We start from the raw sequence: 19,579 nt of genomic DNA, 5'->3' as shown, positions 1-19,579 counted from the left end.
CAGGAAACGAGGAACAAGATGCCGGACATCATCCTGACCGCCGCCACCGTGATCACCATGGACGAGGACCGGCCCCGGGCCGAGGCCGTCGCGGTCTCGGAGGGACACATCGTGGCGGTCGGCTCACTGGCCGAGTGCACGGCAGCGCTGCCCGGCGCCGCGGTGATCGACACGGGTGCCGGCGCACTTCTACCCGGTTTTGTTGAGCCGCACGGGCATCCGTTCATGAGTGGTGTCATCACCGAGGCACCCGTCCGCTCGATCGCCCCCTGGAACGCGCCCAGCTGGGATGATGTCACCGCGGCGTTCCGCGCCGCGGTGACGGCGACAGATCCATCAGAACCCTTGATATTCAGCGGTTTCGACGCACTCCTGCATGAGCACCCCGCACCCGACGCCGATGAAATAGATCAACTCTTCGGCGACCGCGTCGCGGCCATCACCGACAACTCCGGGCATGGAATCTACTTCGGTACGGCGCTGATGAAGTTGCACGGCTGGGACAGCGCGCCACCCGCCGACCCGGCGGGCGGGCACTACCAGCGCCACCCCGACGGCACCCTCAACGGGCGCGGGTTCGAGGTTCCCGCGCTCACCGAGGTGCTCGCCCCGTTGATCGCCGGCATGGGGAACCCCCTGCACGCGGCCGCGCTGTTCTTCGCCGCGATGGCCCGCGCGGGCTACACCTCCACCTCGGACATGTCCTACGACCCACAGCTCAAGCCCGCGTATGAGGCACTCGCCGCGGCCCCGTCCTGTCCGCTGCGGGTCAGTCTGTGGGAGATGTCGACCACAGAAACCTATACCGAGCCAGAGGTATTCATCGCCGACGAGGACATGCTTCGCAAGGCCGGGGTGAAACTGTGGACCGACGGCGCGGTCTGGGTCGGCACGGGCGCGACATCCTTTCCCTACGTCGACTCGGAGGCGACCCGGCGGGCCGCCATCGACCCCGCGACGGCAGGCGGTGCACGTTCGTTGAACTACTCCCGCGCACAGCTCGATGCCATTCTCGACAACGCCGTGCCCGCCGGATGGCAGATGGCCTTCCACTCCAACGGTGATCTGGCCATTGATGTGGCCCTGGACGCGTACGAGTCGGCGCTGAGCCGCCACGGCCTCGTCGGCACCGATCATCGCTGGCGACTCGAACATGTAGGCGGGGCGACCCGGGCTCAGCTCGATCGCGCTGCCGCACTGGGGGTGCACGTCTCGATGTCGCCTTTCCAGTACTACTTCTGGGGAGACCTGTTGGACGGTCAGATCTTCGATCACGAACACGGCAGCCAGTGGCAGCCGTTCGCCGATGCGGTCGCCTCGGGGGCGTGCGTGTCCCTGCACAACGACGGGTCCGTGTCTCCGCCGTCGCCGCTGACAAACATTCAGACAGTGACGGCCCGGCGCACCCGGGCCGGCCATGTGCACGGCCCCGAACAAGCCATCACTCTCCACGAGGCGTTACGCGCCCAGACCATCAATGCCGCGCGCACGCTGCGACGCGAGCACCGTGTCGGTTCCATCGCCACGGGCAAGCTAGCCGACTTCGTGGAACTGTCGAAAGATCCGTACGACGTCGAACCGGCGCGCCTCATCGAAGAAATCAGCGTCTGCGGAACCTGGATCGGCGGGCGGCGCGTGGACCTCGACGTGTTCCTCAACGCCAGCGGCGACCACAGCACCGCCCCGGTCGCGCCGGTAAAACACTGCTGCTAAGACGAGCGCCTAGAGGTATTCGAGTTTGCCCGCCAGCCAGTGACCGTCAACCAACTGCATGGTCATCTTCATACGAGATTTGTCGATTCGTGGATCAGGGCGGGCTTTGTTGGAAATCGACTGGTCCACCATGAGCAGCACGACCACCTTCTGCTCGGATTCACCGATGGTGTCAGATTGCACTGCCGAGGCGACCACCTTGCCCACCGCAGTCGCCTGGTTGTCAATCAGCAACTGCCGCAATTGCACCGAGCTTTTTCCGAACTCGTCTTTGAACTCTCCGGTACTGCTCGCCAGAATTTTCGCGAAACTCTCGTCGATGTTTCCCGAATCTATCGACGTCATCGTGACGGCCGTCGCCTCAGCAGCCTCACGCGCCTGGTCGCGATATTCGCCAACACGCCGATCACGATCGAACTCGGCACGTTCTCGTCCGACCGTGTCGCGCTGCGCGGCCAGAATGGGACCGTCGTGAGCCAGTTTCCATCCGAGGAATCCGCAGGCACACAAGGCAATCACTGCTACGCCGATCATCACACTGGCGAAGACAATGCGCAGTTGCGCACCGTGCGGTGCCGGATAGCCGGTCATATCAGCTCGACATCGCTTGCGAGCCAACGCCCATCGACCTTCTCCATGGTGATCTTCACCCGCGATCTCTCGAGGCGTGGGTCCGGTGTCGCGACATTACTCACGCTCTGATCCACAAAGAACAACACCACGACCTTGTCGGCCGATTCGGATTGAACGGCGGAGCCCACCACTTGGCCCTCAACCCTCGATTTATTGGTGGCCAAGACCTCGGTCAGCTGAGCGCTTGATTTCTCATAGGCGGCCTTGAAGCGACCGGTGGATTTCTCGAGTACCTCGGACCGCTGTCTATCGAGATCTCGGTAGTCCACGTTCGTGAAGGCGAGAATGAAGCCGGTGGACGCGTCTTGCGCTTGTCTGCCGGACTCGTGCACCTCCCGATCCCGAAGCAGTTTGGTGCGCCATTGGCCCGACACGTCGGGCGCGGCCCGCCGATCCTCGGTCAACCTCCACCCCAGCAGTCCGCAACCAGCCAGTGCGAACGCTGTCACCACCGTGGCCACGATGATCGTGATCGTTGCCCACCGGCCCGGCCTGCGCGCCGGCGGTGGGTACTGCGGATACGGCGGGTACTGCGGATACGGAACGGGCTCTTGCGGCCACTGCGGAATCATCAGACCCCCCGACTGAAGTTATCGCGCGCTAGGAAAGCCGCTGCACCGCCAACTCGTTCAGCGAAAGGTAGCAGTTCACGGCCATCGTCAGGTCGGCTTCGGCGAGCAGCGATTGGATGACATGTTTGACGCCATTGGTTCCGTCCAGCGCGAGCCCATACACGTACGGACGGGCGATCCCCACCAGACTGGCGCCGAGTGCCACGGCCCGCAAGATATCGATGCCGTCGCGCACCCCGGAATCGAACGTCACGGGAACCGAACCGGCCGCCTCGACGGCAGCGGCGAGCCCGTCGATAGCCGGAACTCCCCCATTCGCCTGCCGCCCGCCATGATTGGAGTAGGCGATGGCATCGACGCCACGGTCTACCGCTTGTCGGACATCGTCGACGTCGCAGATCCCCTTGAGGATGATTGGAAGGGTGGTTATCGACCGGTAGTGGTCGATATCCGCCCAGGTAAGCCCCGGATGGCTGAACAACGAAGCCCACACCAGACCCGCGTGCATGGGCGTCAGTTCACCGGCCGAACGCACTCCCGCGATCTCGAGAAATCGGGGATCGGAGGTGTAATTCGCCAGACAGTGCCCATGCAGCATCGGCAGATATCCGTGCTTGAGGTCGCGCGGACGCCAGCCGAGCGTGCCGGTGTCGAGTGTTACGGCCAGGGCGTCGTATCCCGCCGCCTCGGCTCGCCGAATGAAGCTGTCGGTCAGCGCAGAATCCGATGACGGATACAGCTGGAATATCCCGTACGAATCGCCACGCTCGGCAGCAACATCTTCCAGGGTGGCCGCCGAGAGCGTCGAATACATGGCCGGCATATCGAGCTCCCGCGCGGCGGCCGCCGTCAGCAGATCACCACGGTCACGCACCGCACCCAGCACTCCCACCGGGCAGATAAAGGCAGGGCTGCTGAACTCGCGTCCCAGAAACGACGTCGACATGTCGCGAGTCGTACGGTCCCGCAGCATGCGGGGCACCAGCCCGTAACGGCGCAGCGCCGTGACATTGGAGTCCTGCGTGTGCTCGTCGCCGGCTCCGCCACGCACGTAGCCGAAGATCCCCTCGCCCAGCATCTGTTCGGCACGGCTCTCCAGTTCGGCGAAGCTGAACGGAAGGGTCGAGACCTTTCCGAGCGCACCCGCCGCATAGAACTGGAGCTGGAAATCGCCGAAGTTCATCGAGCACCCCTCACCGGTCAGATTTTCGCTGGACATTCAGCGTACTGGGCGCACGCTCGCCGGCTGCCGACCGATCAGCTGGTTCCGGCCAGGATCTCCTCGTCGGTCATCGCCGCGATCTCCAAATAGTGTCCCGCGACGACCTCAAGGCGATCCGGCGTGCCGTTTTCCGCTTCTCGTCTCAGCAGACGATCGGCCAGTCCCGCGATCGTGCGAGTCGCGAAGAAGTCTCCGACCAGCGCGTGATCCACCGACAGCCAGTCACGCACTCGTGCGATCACCGCTGTGGCCAACACCGAGTCTCCACCTTGAGCAAAGAAATCATCATGCACGCCAAGAGTTTTCACACCCAGCACACCTGCTGCCAGATCCACGAGTGCGGCGTCCAGGTCGTGTCGTGGCCCCGAGTCGGTGCTCGCGGTGCTCACCTTCTCCAGCACTGCGGTGACCGCGCGTCGATCCATCTTCCCGTTCGAAGTCAGCGGCATCTGCTCCAGCAGCTCGACGCGAGCTGGAATCATGTACACCGGAAGCAGATCGGCCAGCAGCGCCGGGTAGTCGGCGGCGGGATCCGGCGTACCCGACACCGCGGCAACAAGACTCGGCGCATCACCACCGACGATGGTCGCAACCGCATGGCGCACACCGGGAACGAGACGCAGTGCGCTCTCCACCTCGCCCAGTTCCACCCGGTATCCCCGGATCTTCACCTGATGATCCGCACGGCCCAAGAATTCGACGGTTCCGTCGGGCCAATACCTGGCCAGATCACCTGTGCGATACCACCGCAGTCCGTCGTGTTCGACGAAGCGCTCCGCGGTGCGCTCGGGGTCGTTGCGGTATCCGTCGGCGACGCTGGCACCGCCGATCCATAGTTCACCCGGCACCCAGTCGAGACAGTCGCGACCCGCATGCGACACCACCCGGCACCGCACATTGCGCAACGGAACACCGAAAGGAACCGTCGCCCAGTGCTCCGGCGGCTCGCCCACCACTTCACAAATCGTGCTGTGAATGGCGGCCTCGGTCGCCCCACCGAGTCCCGTGAAGCGGCAGCCCGGAACCTGTGCGGCAAGTCTGCGTGCCAGATCAGAGCTCACCCAGTCGCCACCCAGGATGACCGCCCGCAACGAATCGCCCAGCTCGCTGCCGCCGATCTCCAAAATCATGTCCAGTAGACCGGGCACGCAGTTGATGATCGACACCCGATGGCGCCGCAGTAGTTCCACCCAGATGGTGGCCTCGGCGCGCTGCGCGGCATCCACAGCGACGACAGCAGCACCTACCGAGAACATCCCGAAGATGTCGTACACAGATAGATCGAACTCGAGCGCCGACAATCCGAGTGCGCGATCCGACGAGACCACTTCGAACTCGTCGTTCAGGGCGTCGATCGTGTTCATCGCGGCCGCATGGGAGACGTCGACCCCCTTGGGGGTACCGGTCGAGCCCGAGGTGAACAAGACGTAGGCGACCTGCGACGCCTCGGGCAACACCGGCGCCGCGAGCGGCTCCGGGTAGCGACGGGCCACGTCGATCGGGAGGTGATCACAGGGCATATCAGAGCCGTCCGTGGTCAACGCCATGGTGATACCACCCGTTTCGAGGATGGTGGCGCGGCGTTGAGCCGGCTGGTCAAACCCGATGGGTACATAAACAGCGCCCGCGGCCAGCACCCCGAGCACCGCGAGAATCTGCTCGCGGCCCTTCGGCAGCTGGACGGCGACCGAATCGCCCTGTCGCACCCCATGCGCCCGCAGCGCACCGGCAACGGCCAGCGCGCCCGCGGCCAGATCTCCGTAGGTCCACACACCGTCGTCATCGCCGAAGCCCCACACCACTGCCGGCGCAGCGGGGTGGATTTTTGCGGTATCGAAGAAACCCTCGTGCAAACGGCGGCCGGTCACCGCACCATCGGTGGCGTTGACCGCCTGCCGCACTTGCGCCTGTGCGGCCGGAAGCCGCACTGCCGCATCGGCATTCCAGCCGCCGTCGCCGGTGCACAACGCGGACACAGCATCGGTGTATCGCTCGAACATGGCATCGACCATGCCCTGCGGAAATGCCGCTTCCCGCACATCCCAGTTCAGCAACAGCCCGCCGCGCACCTCGGTGACCTGCGCGTCCAGCAGCACCTGCGGCCCCTGCGAGATGATCCACACCGGCTCTCCGAAGGTCTGCATCACCGCATCGGCGAACAGCTCCCCCAGATTCAGCGCGCTGGTGTAGACGATCGGCGCCAGCACCGGCTCGCCCCGGTGCCTACCGAGATCGCGCAGCACATTCAATCCCGGATACGCCGAATGTGCGCCGCTCTCATACATGTTGTGCTGCAGCGCGCGGGCACGATCGGCCACCGACATGTCTTCTGTCAGGTCCACCTCGAGCATGATCGAGGACGTGAAATCGCCAATGATCTTGTCAACATCGGGGTGCAATGATTCGCGATGGAACAGCGGCACATTCAGCAGAAACCGGCTCTGCGCCGACCAGCCGCCGATGGTCTCGGCGAAGACTGCCGCCATCGCCATCGCCGGGGTGATCCCGCGCCGGTGAGCGGCCGCCAACAGCTGCTCCTTGGCCTGCGGTTCCAGCCAATAGTCATAGCGGACCGTGCGATGCTGATCCCTGCGTTCGGTCACCGGCACCACCGGCAATTCCGGAGCCCCCGGCAGATTCTCCAATCGTTCCTGCCACCACAGGCGATCGCTGTCGTACGCCGACGCGTCACCACGGTCCTCGACGCGATATCTCCGGTAGGTGTACTGCAACTCTGGTTGTGCGGCACCGTGATACAGCGCCGCCAAATCGGATACCAGAATCCGGTAGCTCATCGCGTCGCCGGCCAGCATGTCGACATCCAGATGTAGCCGACTGCTGTTCTCGTCGCGCAGGGTCAGGGTCACATCGAGCACCTGACCGTCCTCGATTGCCAAGCGCTGATGCGTCTTGTTCTCCCGAAGCTCCGCCAGCGCCGCGTCGATCTGCTCGGGTGCGTGCCCACGCAGGTCCACCACACTGAACACATCACGCCCCGGTTCGGGCAGGGTGTGCTGCGTGCCGTCCGGGAGAAACTTGGTGCGCAGCATCGGATGCCGCTTCACCAACTGCTCCACCGCCAGGCGTAGGCGTTCGGGATCGATTACCCCGCCATCGAATTCCACGTAGAGGTGGGCCGCGACCCCACCGAGCTCTTGATCCTCCGAGCGGCCGATCCAGTACGCGTGCTGCATGGTGGCCAGCGGGAACGGCGCATCCTCGTCCTGGGCGCCGGCTTCATCGATTCCCGGCGCGGGAGCGGGCGGTTCATCGGCATCGGCACCGCTGAGCAGCGCATACCACGATTCGACAGAGGGCGCGGCGGCCAGCTGCGCAAAGGTGATGCGGCTGCCGCGTTTACGCCAACCACCGGCCAATGTCATCATCCGGATGGAATCCAGCCCGAGAGCGATGAGGTCGTCCGCATCCGAGATCTCGCCCTGCGCGATGCCGACCAGATCGGCAACCGCGGCCTTGATCTCATCCCTGCTCAACACCACACCACCAGTGGACTGGGCTGCCGTTTCTGAATTCATTCCGCCGCTTCCTTCGTGTTCTACAAGTAGTGCGAGAAATGCCGCTAGCGGGCTGCCACCGCAGCGAGCGCAGCCACACTGCGCTGCCACAGTTCTGCCAACCGATCGGCGTCCGATGTACTGAAAAGCGCTGAACTCCACAGCCAATTCGCGACAAGTTGGGCACCATCCGCGGTACTGGTCACGGCTACCGAGATGTTGATACCGAACCGCAGCGGAAGATCGGGCTCCGAGTTGGTGGGTACCGCGAGATTTCGCGAATCCGTGATGACCGACCACGGCTGATCGGAGATCCCGCTCATGTCCATACGTCCCAAATAGTTGAACTGGATCTGCGGGTCTGCCGCCGAGCGCAGCTCCTCCCACCCTTCGACGTAGCGCAACAACCCGTAATCCAGGCCCTCGTAGGGGATTCCGGCCAGGTGATCGGCTACAGAGTCGAGAAGAGCGCGGACCGAATCCGGTTCCTGTTCAACCCTGTCGATATCCAGAGCGAGATCCCCGGAGCCGATACGCGCCGGGAAGATGTTGTTGAACCAACCCACGGTGCCGGTGGTGTCCGCGTCTGCCACATTGTCGATGCGACCATGTCCCTCCATCGACACCAGCGTGCCCGCGCCCGGGTCCTGCCCGCGCTCCATGCGCCAGCTAGCAACGGTAACCGCCAAGGCGGCCAACAAGAATCCGCGTACGCCGTCCTTGCTGCTCAACGACGACAGCAGCTGCCTGGTCACCTCCACCGGCGTGGCAACTCGGTTCGTCCGCAAAGTGTCCCAGGTATCGCGCGCCGGGTCGACACCGCGCGCCCCCAGAACCGGGTCCGGTCCGGAAACCTGCGCGGACCAATAAGAACGTTGGGCCCGCACCTCATCTGTGCTGGCCCGTTGCACCATCAGCTGACTCCAGTGCCGATAGGACGTGAACTCCGTCGAAGCCTTGGGAACGCCGCCAGACTCGACGGTCCGCCAGGACTCGGCCAGGTCGGCCAGTGCGATATGCCATGACACGACATCGATCGCGAGATGGTGTACCGACAGCAGCAGCATGTCCTCCTGGTCCGGGCTCGCCAACCACGCCGCCCGAACCATGGAGCCCGTTCGCGGGTCCAATTTATCGAATACCTCACGCGCGGTGGCAGTGACAACCGCACCGGCCTGCTCGGCCACGGGCAACTCCACCCGCTCCACGATGGTCTGCGCCCGCACCGTTCCCGGTTCCCGCGTCACCACACGGGGTCCATCGGGCGTATCCACCAGCGTCGAACGCAGCATGTCGTGACCATCGAGCAATGTCTGCAGCTGCACTTCGAGGTCCGCACGGGAGATTCCGTCCGGCAGCCTCAGCAACACCGAGAGCGCAAATCTCCGATAGCTCCCGCTCTCGAGCATCCACGACACGACCGGGAGCGGTGGCACCTCACCGTAATCAGCTTCTTCCACAAGGGAATCCATCTGGCCACGGCTTGCTCTGTCGTCGATCAAGGCGGCAAGCTGCCTGATCGTCGGTGCGGCCAGCACCATGCGCGGAGTAATCATCAGCTCTCGCTTGCGCGCCTTGTTGACCAATGAGATCGCGACGATGCTATCCACCCCGAGCGAGAAGAAATCGTCATCGATACCCGGAGCCGCACCGTCGAACAGCTCGGCGCAGCATTCACACAGCGCGCATTCGGTTGCGGTGGCCGGTTGGGTGGTCTCGCCTTCGGCGGCGCCCCCGGACAGCGCGTCGAGCGCGAGTCGCTCCAACGCCGTCCCATCCAGCTTCCCGTTGACGGTGACCGGCAGGCGCGGAAGCACGACCAGGCGCGAGGGCATCATGTACGACGGAAGCCTTTCGGCAAGCCTCATCTGGGTGCGCACCGGGTCGAAGCCGGAGACTTCCTGTTGGGGAACCACAAATCCCACCAGGGTCGCACCGCCCGCGCGCCGCACCACCGATACCGCCGCGGTCTGCACCCCCGGTTGAACCCGCAGTGCCGATTCGATCTCACCGACCTCGACTCGATAGCCACGAATCTTTACCTGCGAGTCGGCCCGGCCCAGATATGCGAAACCTCCGTGAGGAAGCCTGCGCACCAAATCCCCTGTGCGGTACATCCGTCTGCCCGGCCGCTGGGGATCCGCCACGAAAGCACCCGCCGTCACCGCGGGCTTACCCGCGTAGCCGCGCGCCAACTGTGCCCCGGCGAGATACAGCTCACCCACGGCACCGTCGGGCACCGGACGCAGGCGCGAATCCAACACGTACCCCGTCATGCCCTGGTTCGGCGTTCCGATAGTCGGTGCCGGATAGTCCTTCACCGCGGCCACTACCGCCTCGACCGTCGTTTCGGTGGGGCCGTAGCAGTTGTAGACGGCGGTACCGTGCAACGAACGCAGCCGATCCCACAGCGCCGTCTCGATGGCCTCACCGCCGAGAGCCAGCACCGCGAGTTCCCGATCGAGCAGCCCCACAGCGGACAACTGCGCCAGCATCGAGGGGGTGGTGTCGATCATGTCGACACCGTGCTCGGCCATGCCTCGCACGAGCCGGCTTGCGTCTCTCATCGCCTCGGCATCGAAGAGGTGCACGGTATGCCCGTCCAATAACCCGATCATCGGCTGCCAGGAGGCGTCGAAGCTCAGCGACCAAGCATGGGCGATGCGGAGTTTGCGGCCCAGCCGCGCCGTGGCGGGCCGATACACGCGCTCGCGGTGGTCGGCGAAGTAACTCATCAGGGCGCTGTGAGTACCGATCACACCCTTCGGCTCCCCCGTCGATCCGGAGGTGAAGATCAGGTACGCACTCTGATCGCGGTGCACCGCCACGGTCGGCAGCGTGCCGGGGCGCCCGGAGATGCGTTCGGACGTCGCCGGGTCATCCAGCCGCAGGATCTGGTATCCACCGTCGGCGATACCGCGATGCTCACCGACCGCGACGACAAGCTTTGGATCAGACTGCCGCAGAATCGATTCTATTCTTGCGGCAGGTAGCCCGATATCGACCGGCACATAGGCGGCACCCGCCGCAAGGACCGCCAGAATGGCGATAATCGAGTCAGCCGAACGTGGAAGTGCCAGCGCCACCGTTGTTTCCGGAGCGACCCCACGGTCCACAAGTTCCGCGCACAACCGTGCCGCCGCGGCATGCAGTTGCGCATACGTAAAACGCGTCTGGGCATCCACCACCAGCGCGAGCGACTCGGGGTGCGCCTGCACCTGCCGCTCGAACAGCTCCCACACCGATGTCGCCGACTGATCGGCCGCCGAGGCACTGACGGCGATCTCGGACCGCTCGTGCGCGGTCAGGACGTCGAGCACATCTGGTGTCCCGGTTCCGATCTGCGGCAGCTGGCGCAGTACCGAAACCAGTCGCTCGCCGATACTGGCACCCGAAATATGGGGCAGCGCATCAGGAATCGCCTCGATCAGTACCAACAGCGCCTCGCCATGCATATGCGAAACAACGGTCACCGGATAGTGGGCTAAACTCTCCATCTCGACCGGGCGAAAGCGTGTCCCATCGGCCATCTGCATCTCTTGGGCCGCATCTCCGATGGGCGCGTTCTCGAACACGAACAGCGTGTCGAACAGCGCGGCGCTGCCCTCCGCGCGTTGCAGAGCGGACAGGCTCAGGTACCCGATGTCACGCATCGCGGCTGCCTCACGTTGCATCTGCACGCACTGCTCGACCACCGGGGCCGAGTAGTCGATGTGATGCACCATGGGCACGGAGTTGATGAAAAGCCCCACCATGCGTTCGACGTCGGGCAGTTCCTTCGGACGGCCGGACACGATGGTTCCGAAAACGACATCGGTTCGATCGGTCAGTCTGCCGAGAATCAGTGCCCAGGCGAACGCCGTCACGGTGTTCAGGGTGAGACCGTTGCCGGCTGCCCACTGCCGAAGCCGCACGGTTTCCTCTGCTGTCAAAAGGAATTGCGACTTCTCGGGCACGCTGTCGTGTGCGGCGACGGTTCCATCGCCAAGCATGAGCGGTCCGGACACCGTACTCAGGTAGCGCGTCCAGCGGTCTGTCGCCGCGGTGGTGTCCTGCGCGTTAAGCCACGCGATGTAGTCGCGGTACGGACGTACCGCGGGCAGTCCGTCGATGGATCCGTCCGCCTGGTACGCGGCCAGCAACTCGGTGAAGAAGATGGCGATCGCCCAACCGTCCATCAGGATGTGATGGCTGGTGACGATCATTCGATGCCGGGATTCACCGGGCACCGTGAGCAGCACAATCCGGATCGCCGGACCCTTACCCAGATCAAATGGCCGAAGACGCTCGCTCAATGCGATCTCGTCGAACTGCGCGGGCTGCGCGGCACGTACCTCCCAGGGGATGTCCGCATGGGTGGGCACGATCTGCACCGGTTTGGGCAGCCCGCGATCCCAGAAGGCAGCACGCAGGTTCGGATGCCGTGTCAGCATCGCCTGTGCGCTGCGGTGCAACAGTTCAACATCCAGCCCTCCGTCGATATCAGCGACGAACTGCATGCTGTACAGATCGACACTCTCATCGGCGAGCTGGGAAAGCGCGAAGAACCCCTCCTGCAGCGGACTCAGCGCCAGCACGTCCTCAATCTGAGGCTGTTGCTCGGTACCCGTCATGACTGCGCCTGCCACGACGCGGTGAGTTCGGCCAGCGCGTCGGCACTAAGACCAGAAGCACTCATCGGCGCACTCGGCTCCGGCAGCGCCGGGGCTGCGGAACTCTCCTGTGCCACAACCTGATCAGCGGAATCCACGGCGCCCGCCAGCTGGGAAATGGTCGCGCATTCGAACACCATTTGCGGAGTCATCGCCAATCCACGTTCGGCGGCCCGGGTGGACCACTGGATGGAGATGACGCTATCGCCGCCGAGAGCGAAGAAATTGTCCTCGGAATCGACATCACTGATCTCCAGCAGCTCCTCGAGAATGGCGATCAGCGCCTGCGTGGTCTCCACCGAGCCGGCGGCCGCGGGCGCCACCACACGTTCGACGGCGGCAGCCGGCGGGGCCAACAGCCTTTCCATGGCATCGGCCGGAGCCAAGACGATATCGGAAACCCTCGCATCCTGTTCGTTGACGAACGCGTCGAGCGCTTTGTCCAGAGCCCGCCCGATCAACACCGTGGTCTGGGCGTCATACAGGTCGGCGTTGGTGACCACCGTGACATCGAGTCCTCCCGCCGGGGTGACGTTCAGCGCGAAGTTCAGATCCAGGTAGGAGACATCCACCTCCATGGGTAACGGGGCCAGCCAGGTCTCACCGCTTCCCGTCAGATCCCTTGTCTCAGCACCCCAATCCGCGCCACGGAAGTTGACCATGGTTTGAAACAGGGGGTTCCAGGACAGGGAGCGAGCGGGATTGATGGCCTCCACCAATTTCTCGATGGGCAATTCTTGGTGCGCATGCGCGTTGAGCGTGGCGTCACGGCTGCGACCCAAGACGGTGTGCAGCGTCGGATCGTCAGACAGGTCGGTCCGTAGCGCAACCATATTCGCGAACAGCCCAACAAGATTCGCGACATCCGGATGCACGCGGGCCGCCACCGGACTACCGATCACAATGTCGGTGCCACCGCCGAATCTGTGCAAGATCATGGCCAGCGCCGCCTGATAGACCATGAACTCGGTGACACCACGTCGCTCGGCCATCCGGGTCAAAGCCTGCCTGCGCTCCGGCGATACCGTGAACCTCTCGACTTCGCCACGCTTGCCGAGAATCTGCGGGCGGGCGCGGTCGTGCGCCACCGCGATGTGACCGGGGATTCCGGCCAGCGCCTCGCGCCAATACGCCACCTCGCCCCGCCCGAACTCGCTGTCCGGACCGAAGGCGTCGCGCTGCCACATGACGTAATCGGCGTATTGCACCGGTTGTGAATCCCACTGCGGGACTTCCCCTGCGACGCGCGCACGATAGGCGGTTACCAGGTCGTCGACCACCACCGTGAACGAGGCGTGATCCACGACGATGTGATGCGCCACCAGCGACAGCACATGCTCCTGCGGCCCCAGCTCAATGATGGCGGGACGGATGAGCGGCTCCGATTCCAACCCGAACACGTGATGCCGTAGCTCGGCGAGCGTGTCGCGTAGGTCCTCCGCCGTGGCACGAACGACCGGCACCTCCAGCGCACGTGCCGGCCGCACGAACTGATAGGGCGCTCCATTGTCGATCGCGAAGTTGGTGCGCAGCGACTCATGCCGGGCGACTACATCATTGATCGCCTCGGCCAGTTCCGATGTCCGCAACGGACCGTCGAACCGCAAGGCCAGCCACATGTTGGCAATGTCGGTGACCCCCTCCATCTGGCACTCGAACCAGACAGACAGCTGCGATGAGGACAACGGCAAACGCTGCGGGCGTTCCACCGCGACGAGTTCCGGCCGGCTGTCCCGGGATGTTTGTCCCGTGGCGAGCTGCTGGACCAGCCCCGCCGGGGTGGGGCTGTCGAACACCGCGCGCACCGTCAGACCGACGGCGAACTGTGCCTGGATCTGTGCCACCAGTTTGGCCGCAAGCAGCGAGTGTCCGCCCAATTCGAAGAACGAATCATCCAGACCGACTTCATCCCGACCGAACAAGTCCGCGTAGATCGCGCACACCCGATGCTCGGTAGGAGTCGACGGCGCGCGAAATACGCTTTCCGTCAATGGTTTAGGTGACGGCAATGCACGCTTATCCAACTTGCCGCTGGTAGTCAACGGGATCTCCGGGATGATCGCGTACGCGGTGGGCACCATGTATCCGGGTAGCGTTTCCTGGGCCCGGGCGCGCAGTTCATCCAGATCGAGCTCCGCGGACCCACCCGCCACCGGCACCACGTAAGCGGCCAGCATCGGGCCCACCTGTGGATCGTCGACGACGGTGACCACACAATGTCCGACGCGCGGGTCAGCACCGATCACCGCTTCTACTTCGCCGAGCTCGATCCGATAGCCACGGACCTTGACCTGCTCGTCGGCGCGACCGATGAATTCAAGCTGGCCCGAATCATTACGTCGCACTAAATCTCCGGTGCGGTACAACCTTCCACCGGGGATGAACGGGTCTGCGACAAATCGCTCAGCGGTGAGCGCGGGCCGACCGCGATAGCCACGCGCGAGCTGCGTGCCACCCAGATACAACTCGCCGACAACGCCGGACGGCACCAGCGCGAGCGCCTGGTCCAGCACGTATGCGTACACATTTCGGTTGGGAATACCGATCGGCACAATCGAATTGCCTTGCGGTCCTTCGACAGGCATGTGCGTCGAACAGACGACGGCTTCGGTGGGACCGTAGTGGTTGCGCAGTTCGGCGTCGAACACGGTCGCGAACTTGTCAGCCACCTCGCCCGGCAGAGCCTCACCACCGACGGGAACGTGCCGAAGCCCACGCAGCTCACGCGCCTCAGGGAGCAACAGCACCGAGCCGAGTAGCGCGGGCACCATGTGTAACACGGTCACACCGCGGCGCCGCACCAGATCGATCACGTATCCGATATCCGAGAACGGGTTCGCCTTGGGTATGACGAGCTGCGCGCCCAAGGACAGCGGGCACAGGATGTCTGCCAGCGAAGCATCGAAACTGACGGAGGTCGACTGCAGCATCCGGTCCTGCGCCGTCATGCTCCACTCGGCCGTGAAGGAAATGACATGCTCGGCGATCGCCGCATGCGCCACGGCAACGCCTTTGGGCCGGCCGGTGGATCCCGAGGTGTAGATCACGTACGCCAGACTCTCGGGCAGCAACGGTCGCAACCGGTCGGTATCCGTGATCGGAGCATCGTCAAGGTCCGCCGCGCGCTCTTCAGCGGCCTGGAACTCCTTCGGGCCCAATACCAGCCGCGGACCGGCATCGGCGATCAAATACTCGATGCGCTCCTGTGGCAACGCGGGATCGATGGGCATGTAGGCCGCACCCGATGCGAGAACACCGAGCATCGCGACGATGAAGTCGACAGACGTCGACATCGGCAGCGCCACGACATCCTCCGTGCCGACGCCCTCGCCGATGAGCCAACGAGCGAAGCGATTCGCACGCCGGTGCAGCATCGCGTACGTGAGTTCCGCGTCATCGGACACCACCGCCAACGCGTCCGGGGTCGCCTTTGCCGCCAGTTCCAGAACAGCTACCAAGGTGGTGTCGGCAACCCCGGCCAACACTCCGTGCGAATGCGCGAGTACATTCGCGCGTTCCTCAGCACCGAAGGGATCCAACAGCGCAAGGGCTGTCGTGGGGCGATTCAATCCATCCTCGAGCAGCCGCCGATAGTGCGTGAGCAGCTGGTCGACAAGCCATTCCGGCAGAGCATCGGTTTGGTACTCGATTTCGATGATGGTGCCATCGGATTCGGTGGCAATCGCGAGCGACAATGGTAGTTGCGCACTGACGGCGGCTAGGTCGAGCTGCGTGACACTGACGCCCTCCAGCCGATATCCGTTGGCGTCTTTGCGCATGCTGAAGCCCAGCCGGACCAGCTCGTCCATGCCGTCACGGCCAATCGAGCGGCTCGGATTGACCTCGCGCACCACCTCATCGATACCGGCGGCCTGGTGGCCGAACGCATCCAGGCAGACCTGGCGCACCGCAGCCAGATGGGAGGCAAATCCGGCACCGGGGTCTACCGAAAGACGCAGCAGCAGCGTGTTACCGAAATAGCCAATTGCCTTTTCCGCATGGGCTTTCCGCTCGGCGACGGGGATTGCGACGACAAAGTCGGATGCCGAGGTATAACGATGCACAAGCGTCCCGAACGCCGCCAACAGCACCATGAACGGTGTCGCCGAATGCTCGCGAGCGAATTCCTCGATCCGGGCCGCAGTCTCGGCCGGCATCGGCACCGTCCGGCGCCGGGCGGCCCGCGAGGTGTACGTGGTGGCGGGCCCGGGCAGCTCCAGCGGATCGGGAAGCGGAGTCAGCGACTCGCGCCAGTACTCAAGGTCAGCTCCGGACGCCGGATCGCCCGCCGCGCCGACCACCATGAACTGCGGCGCTTCGCCCTGCGTCGGGCGACCGTTGTAATGCTCGCTCAGTTCGGCGAAGAACACTTCCCAGGAGTTGTCGTCCCAGCAGATGTGGTGCACCACCAACAACACCACGAATTCCTCGGCACCCAGCCGCAGCAGCGTGATCCGCAGTGGCCGGTCCAGAGCCAGATCGAACGGCCTACCGAATTCACGGTCGGCCACCGACCTAATCTCCCGATCCTGAGCGTCGCCCGCAAGATCCGTTAAATCCACAGTGCCCCAAGACACATCTACATCGCCGGTGAATACCTGATAGGGCTCGCCGGCGTCATCGACGCCATAGGTGGTCCGCAGGACATCATGACGACGGATAAGTGCTGCCAAGGCGTCACGCAGCCGCTCCTCGTCGAGCGCACCGCACATCTTGTGCGCGACACAGATATTGAGTGAGGTATCCGCGGGATCCTTGGTTTGCATGAACCACAGACGCCGCTGGCCGGGCGCCAGCGGACGCCGCTCGCCCTCCAGGACTCGAGGTGCCGCCTCCACCGGATGGGCCGCGACGCCGCTTTCGGCGAGCCGTCTGCGTAACAGCTCACGCCTACGATCCATCGCAGACAACTGGTCGCCGGTCACCGAGCGTCTCCGCTCGTGACAAAGACCTGGAATCCGAACGACTCCGCGCGCATGAAATGAACCACCTCAATCTAGGAACTATGCCTAGCCTTACCTTAATATCTGCGGGATGCGCCGCGTGACACCCCATGGGTGCTGTGCATCACCCCGCTCGGAGCACAGCGGCGAGCCCTATCGCGGGTTACGTTAGGCTAATCTAACTACCTGCAAGTTGGAAGGAAGCTCAACGTGGATCGCAAACTCGGATGGATCAGGCAATTCCACAAGCCGGAGTCACCCGATGCACCGTTGCTACTGATCTTTCCCCATGCAGGTGCCGGCGCCTCGGCATACCGAACGCTCTCCAAAGCGTCCGCAGCGAATTTCAATGTCCTCATCTTTCAATACCCGGGACGACAAGATCGCGCGGGAGAACCGGCACTACCGACCCTCGCCGATATCGCCGCGGGAGCCTTCGCCGAGTTCCAGTCATCCGAGCACAATCGCCGCGTTCCCATCCACACCTTCGGGCACAGCATGGGCGCAGTGGTGTCGTTCGAGTTGGCCCGGCTGGCCGAGGCCGCCGGCCTGGACGTGCACCAGCTGACCGTTTCCTCGGCGGTGGCGCCGTGCGACATCTCCGACAAGCCGGAGCTACCCACCGATGACGACGCGGTTTTGGCACATATGGGTGCCCTGGAAGGCACCAATTCCACCGTCATGGGCAATCTTGATGTGATGCGGATGGCGCTGCCCGTCATGAAGGGCGACTACCAGGCCTTCAACGCATACGAATGCGGCGAGGACGTCAAGGTCGCGGCGCGTATCCATGCGATCGGTGGCGACCAGGACCCCATGATCACGATGCGTGATTTGTACGGCTGGGGCAAGCACACCGACGAACTGGAGGTGACGTTGTTCGACGGCGGACACTTTTTCTTGAACGCGCAGACCGAGGCGTTGGCCGAGCTACTCGCCGCTAATACCGCTCGCGCGGCCTCGCCTCAACGATGAGCACCGCCGACGCCGACCCTGTCGTCATCTCCGGAATGGCGATCGAGGCTCCCGGCGGAATCGACACTCCCGCAGCCTTCTGGAACGCACTGGCCGATGGCCGCGAGCTCATCTCCCCCTTCCCCCGGAACCGGGACTGGCCCATCGACGAGCTACTGTCGCTATCCAATCTGGACGGCTGGGGCCGCGTTTCCGATGCCGGTGGATTCCTCACCGACGCAAGCACTTTTGACCCCGGCTTTTATGGCTTCACCCATCGTGAAGCCATCGCCGTAGATCCACAGCAACGCGTCGGGATGCGCGTTGCCTGGAGGGCGCTGGAAAACGCCGGAGTCAATCCCGGTGCACTCGACGGATCCGAGGCCGGCTGTTTCATCGGCGCCTCTCCCAACGAGTACGGACCGCGCGTGGGCGCAATGAATGCCTATAACGGCCACCGAGCGGTCGGCGGCGGACAGCTCGGAGTGGCCGGCCGAATCTCACACGGTCTGGGACTCGTCGGACCATCGATGTGCGTTGACTCAGCCTGCGCGTCCTCCTTGGCCGCAATGCATCTCGCCGTTTCGGCGGTTAGCGCTGATGAATGTGAATGGGCACTGGCCGGAGGCGTCTGCGTCATGGGTTCGCCTGGCGCCTTCTACGAATTCTCCCGGCTCCACGCACTCGACCCCGACGGACACTGTCGCTCATACTCCGATGAGGCCAATGGCACCCTCTGGGGCGAAGCGGTGGGAATGGTTGTATTGGAACGTGAATCACGCGCACGCGCCCTGGGACACCGGGTGTATGGACGCGTCATGGCAATCCGCACAAACCATAACGGCGGCGGTAAGCCCATCCTGGTGCCGCGCGGTCGGGCCCAAGCCAAACTGGTCGCCGCGACAATCGCCGCCTCGGGTGTCGATCCCGCCGATATCGGGATGCTCGAAGGGCACGGCACCGGTACGCGCGCCGGTGACCCGCTGGAGATCATGGCGCTGCAGAGCACGTACGGCGCGGGTGGCTCGAACGCACTTCTCGGATCGGCGAAATCCAATGCCGGGCACGCACAATCCGCCGCGGGAATGGTAGGCCTGATCAAGCTCCTGTTGTCCGGCCAGCACGGGCACATCCCGCCAACGCTCTTCGCGGACAACCCCACCACCAAGATCGACTGGTCCATGACCGGCATCCGCTTGGCCACGAAACTGCACCCCTGGGAGCCCAAGAACGGCATCCGATACGGCGCCGTGTCATCCTTCGGAGCCGGGGGCGCCAATGCGCACGCCATCATCGCGATGCCCGCCATGGACGGAGAGGACGGCGACGATTTCTAGCCACCGGTTACCCAACGGGACCATTCCCGTCCTGCTTT

Annotated in this window: 9 protein-coding genes; 3 read left to right on the top strand and 6 right to left on the bottom strand. The window is 64.1% G+C overall.

The window, feature by feature from the left end; genetic code table 11:
- The first annotated feature begins 18 nt into the window (after nucleotides 1-18).
- Nucleotides 19-1,713, top strand: a complete 1,695-nt coding sequence (locus tag ABG82_RS11275; protein WP_043077538.1) for an amidohydrolase — start codon at nucleotides 19-21, stop codon at nucleotides 1,711-1,713.
- Nucleotides 1,714-1,722: 9 nt separating this feature from the next.
- Here ABG82_RS11275 and ABG82_RS11270 read toward each other — a convergent pair whose 3' ends face one another.
- From ABG82_RS11270 to ABG82_RS11245, 6 genes are all read right to left on the bottom strand, one after another.
- Nucleotides 1,723-2,304 (bottom strand): hypothetical protein, encoded by a 582-nt coding sequence (locus ABG82_RS11270; RefSeq protein WP_052510977.1) that lies wholly within the window; start codon nucleotides 2,302-2,304, stop codon nucleotides 1,723-1,725.
- Entirely contained in the window at nucleotides 2,301-2,918 is a 618-nt protein-coding gene (locus ABG82_RS11265) for a hypothetical protein (RefSeq protein ID WP_052510978.1), read from the bottom strand. Before ABG82_RS11265 ends, ABG82_RS11270 begins: the two co-directional genes overlap by 4 nt.
- Before the next feature lie 28 nt (nucleotides 2,919-2,946).
- Nucleotides 2,947-4,101 (bottom strand): alpha-hydroxy-acid oxidizing protein, encoded by a 1,155-nt coding sequence (locus ABG82_RS11260; RefSeq protein WP_043077609.1) that lies wholly within the window; start codon nucleotides 4,099-4,101, stop codon nucleotides 2,947-2,949.
- Nucleotides 4,102-4,175: 74 nt separating this feature from the next.
- Nucleotides 4,176-7,676, bottom strand: coding sequence for a non-ribosomal peptide synthetase (locus ABG82_RS11255; RefSeq protein ID WP_043077539.1), 3,501 nt, complete (start codon nucleotides 7,674-7,676; stop codon nucleotides 4,176-4,178).
- Nucleotides 7,677-7,720: 44 nt separating this feature from the next.
- On the bottom strand, nucleotides 7,721-12,268 hold the full coding sequence (locus ABG82_RS11250; protein ID WP_043077540.1) for a non-ribosomal peptide synthetase: 4,548 nt from the start codon (nucleotides 12,266-12,268) through the stop codon (nucleotides 7,721-7,723).
- Nucleotides 12,265-17,232 carry a non-ribosomal peptide synthetase gene (locus ABG82_RS11245; protein WP_043077541.1) on the bottom strand — a complete coding sequence of 1,656 codons (4,968 nt, stop codon included), beginning with the start codon at nucleotides 17,230-17,232 and terminating at the stop codon, nucleotides 12,265-12,267. Before ABG82_RS11245 ends, ABG82_RS11250 begins: the two co-directional genes overlap by 4 nt.
- Nucleotides 17,233-17,460: 228 nt before the next feature.
- On the opposite strand from ABG82_RS11245, the gene ABG82_RS11240 reads away from it, so the two are divergent.
- Nucleotides 17,461-18,225 (top strand): thioesterase II family protein, encoded by a 765-nt coding sequence (locus ABG82_RS11240; RefSeq protein ID WP_043077542.1) that lies wholly within the window; start codon nucleotides 17,461-17,463, stop codon nucleotides 18,223-18,225.
- A complete protein-coding gene (locus tag ABG82_RS11235; protein ID WP_043077543.1) occupies nucleotides 18,222-19,541 on the top strand; it encodes a beta-ketoacyl [acyl carrier protein] synthase domain-containing protein in 1,320 nt (439 codons plus the stop codon). Before ABG82_RS11240 ends, ABG82_RS11235 begins: the two co-directional genes overlap by 4 nt.
- Nucleotides 19,542-19,579 lie beyond the last annotated feature (38 nt).

Origin of the sequence: Mycobacteroides immunogenum (assembly GCF_001605725.1) — a bacterium.
Lineage (GTDB): Bacteria > Actinomycetota > Actinomycetes > Mycobacteriales > Mycobacteriaceae > Mycobacterium > Mycobacterium immunogenum.
This window is presented reverse-complemented; position numbering and strand designations above follow the sequence as displayed.

Bases quoted from the DNA above. Each gene is read 5' to 3' on its own strand.
- ABG82_RS11260 (WP_043077609.1), bottom strand. From the start codon at position 4,101: ATGAACTTCGGCGATTTCCAGCTCCAGTTCTATGCGGCGGGTGCGCTC.
- ABG82_RS11270 (WP_052510977.1), bottom strand. From the start codon at position 2,304: ATGACCGGCTATCCGGCACCGCACGGTGCGCAACTGCGCATTGTCTTC.
- ABG82_RS11255 (WP_043077539.1), bottom strand. From the start codon at position 7,676: ATGAATTCAGAAACGGCAGCCCAGTCCACTGGTGGTGTGGTGTTGAGC.
- ABG82_RS11265 (WP_052510978.1), bottom strand. From the start codon at position 2,918: ATGATTCCGCAGTGGCCGCAAGAGCCCGTTCCGTATCCGCAGTACCCG.
- ABG82_RS11235 (WP_043077543.1), top strand. From the start codon at position 18,222: ATGAGCACCGCCGACGCCGACCCTGTCGTCATCTCCGGAATGGCGATC.
- ABG82_RS11250 (WP_043077540.1), bottom strand. From the start codon at position 12,268: ATGACGGGTACCGAGCAACAGCCTCAGATTGAGGACGTGCTGGCGCTG.
- ABG82_RS11275 (WP_043077538.1), top strand. From the start codon at position 19: ATGCCGGACATCATCCTGACCGCCGCCACCGTGATCACCATGGACGAG.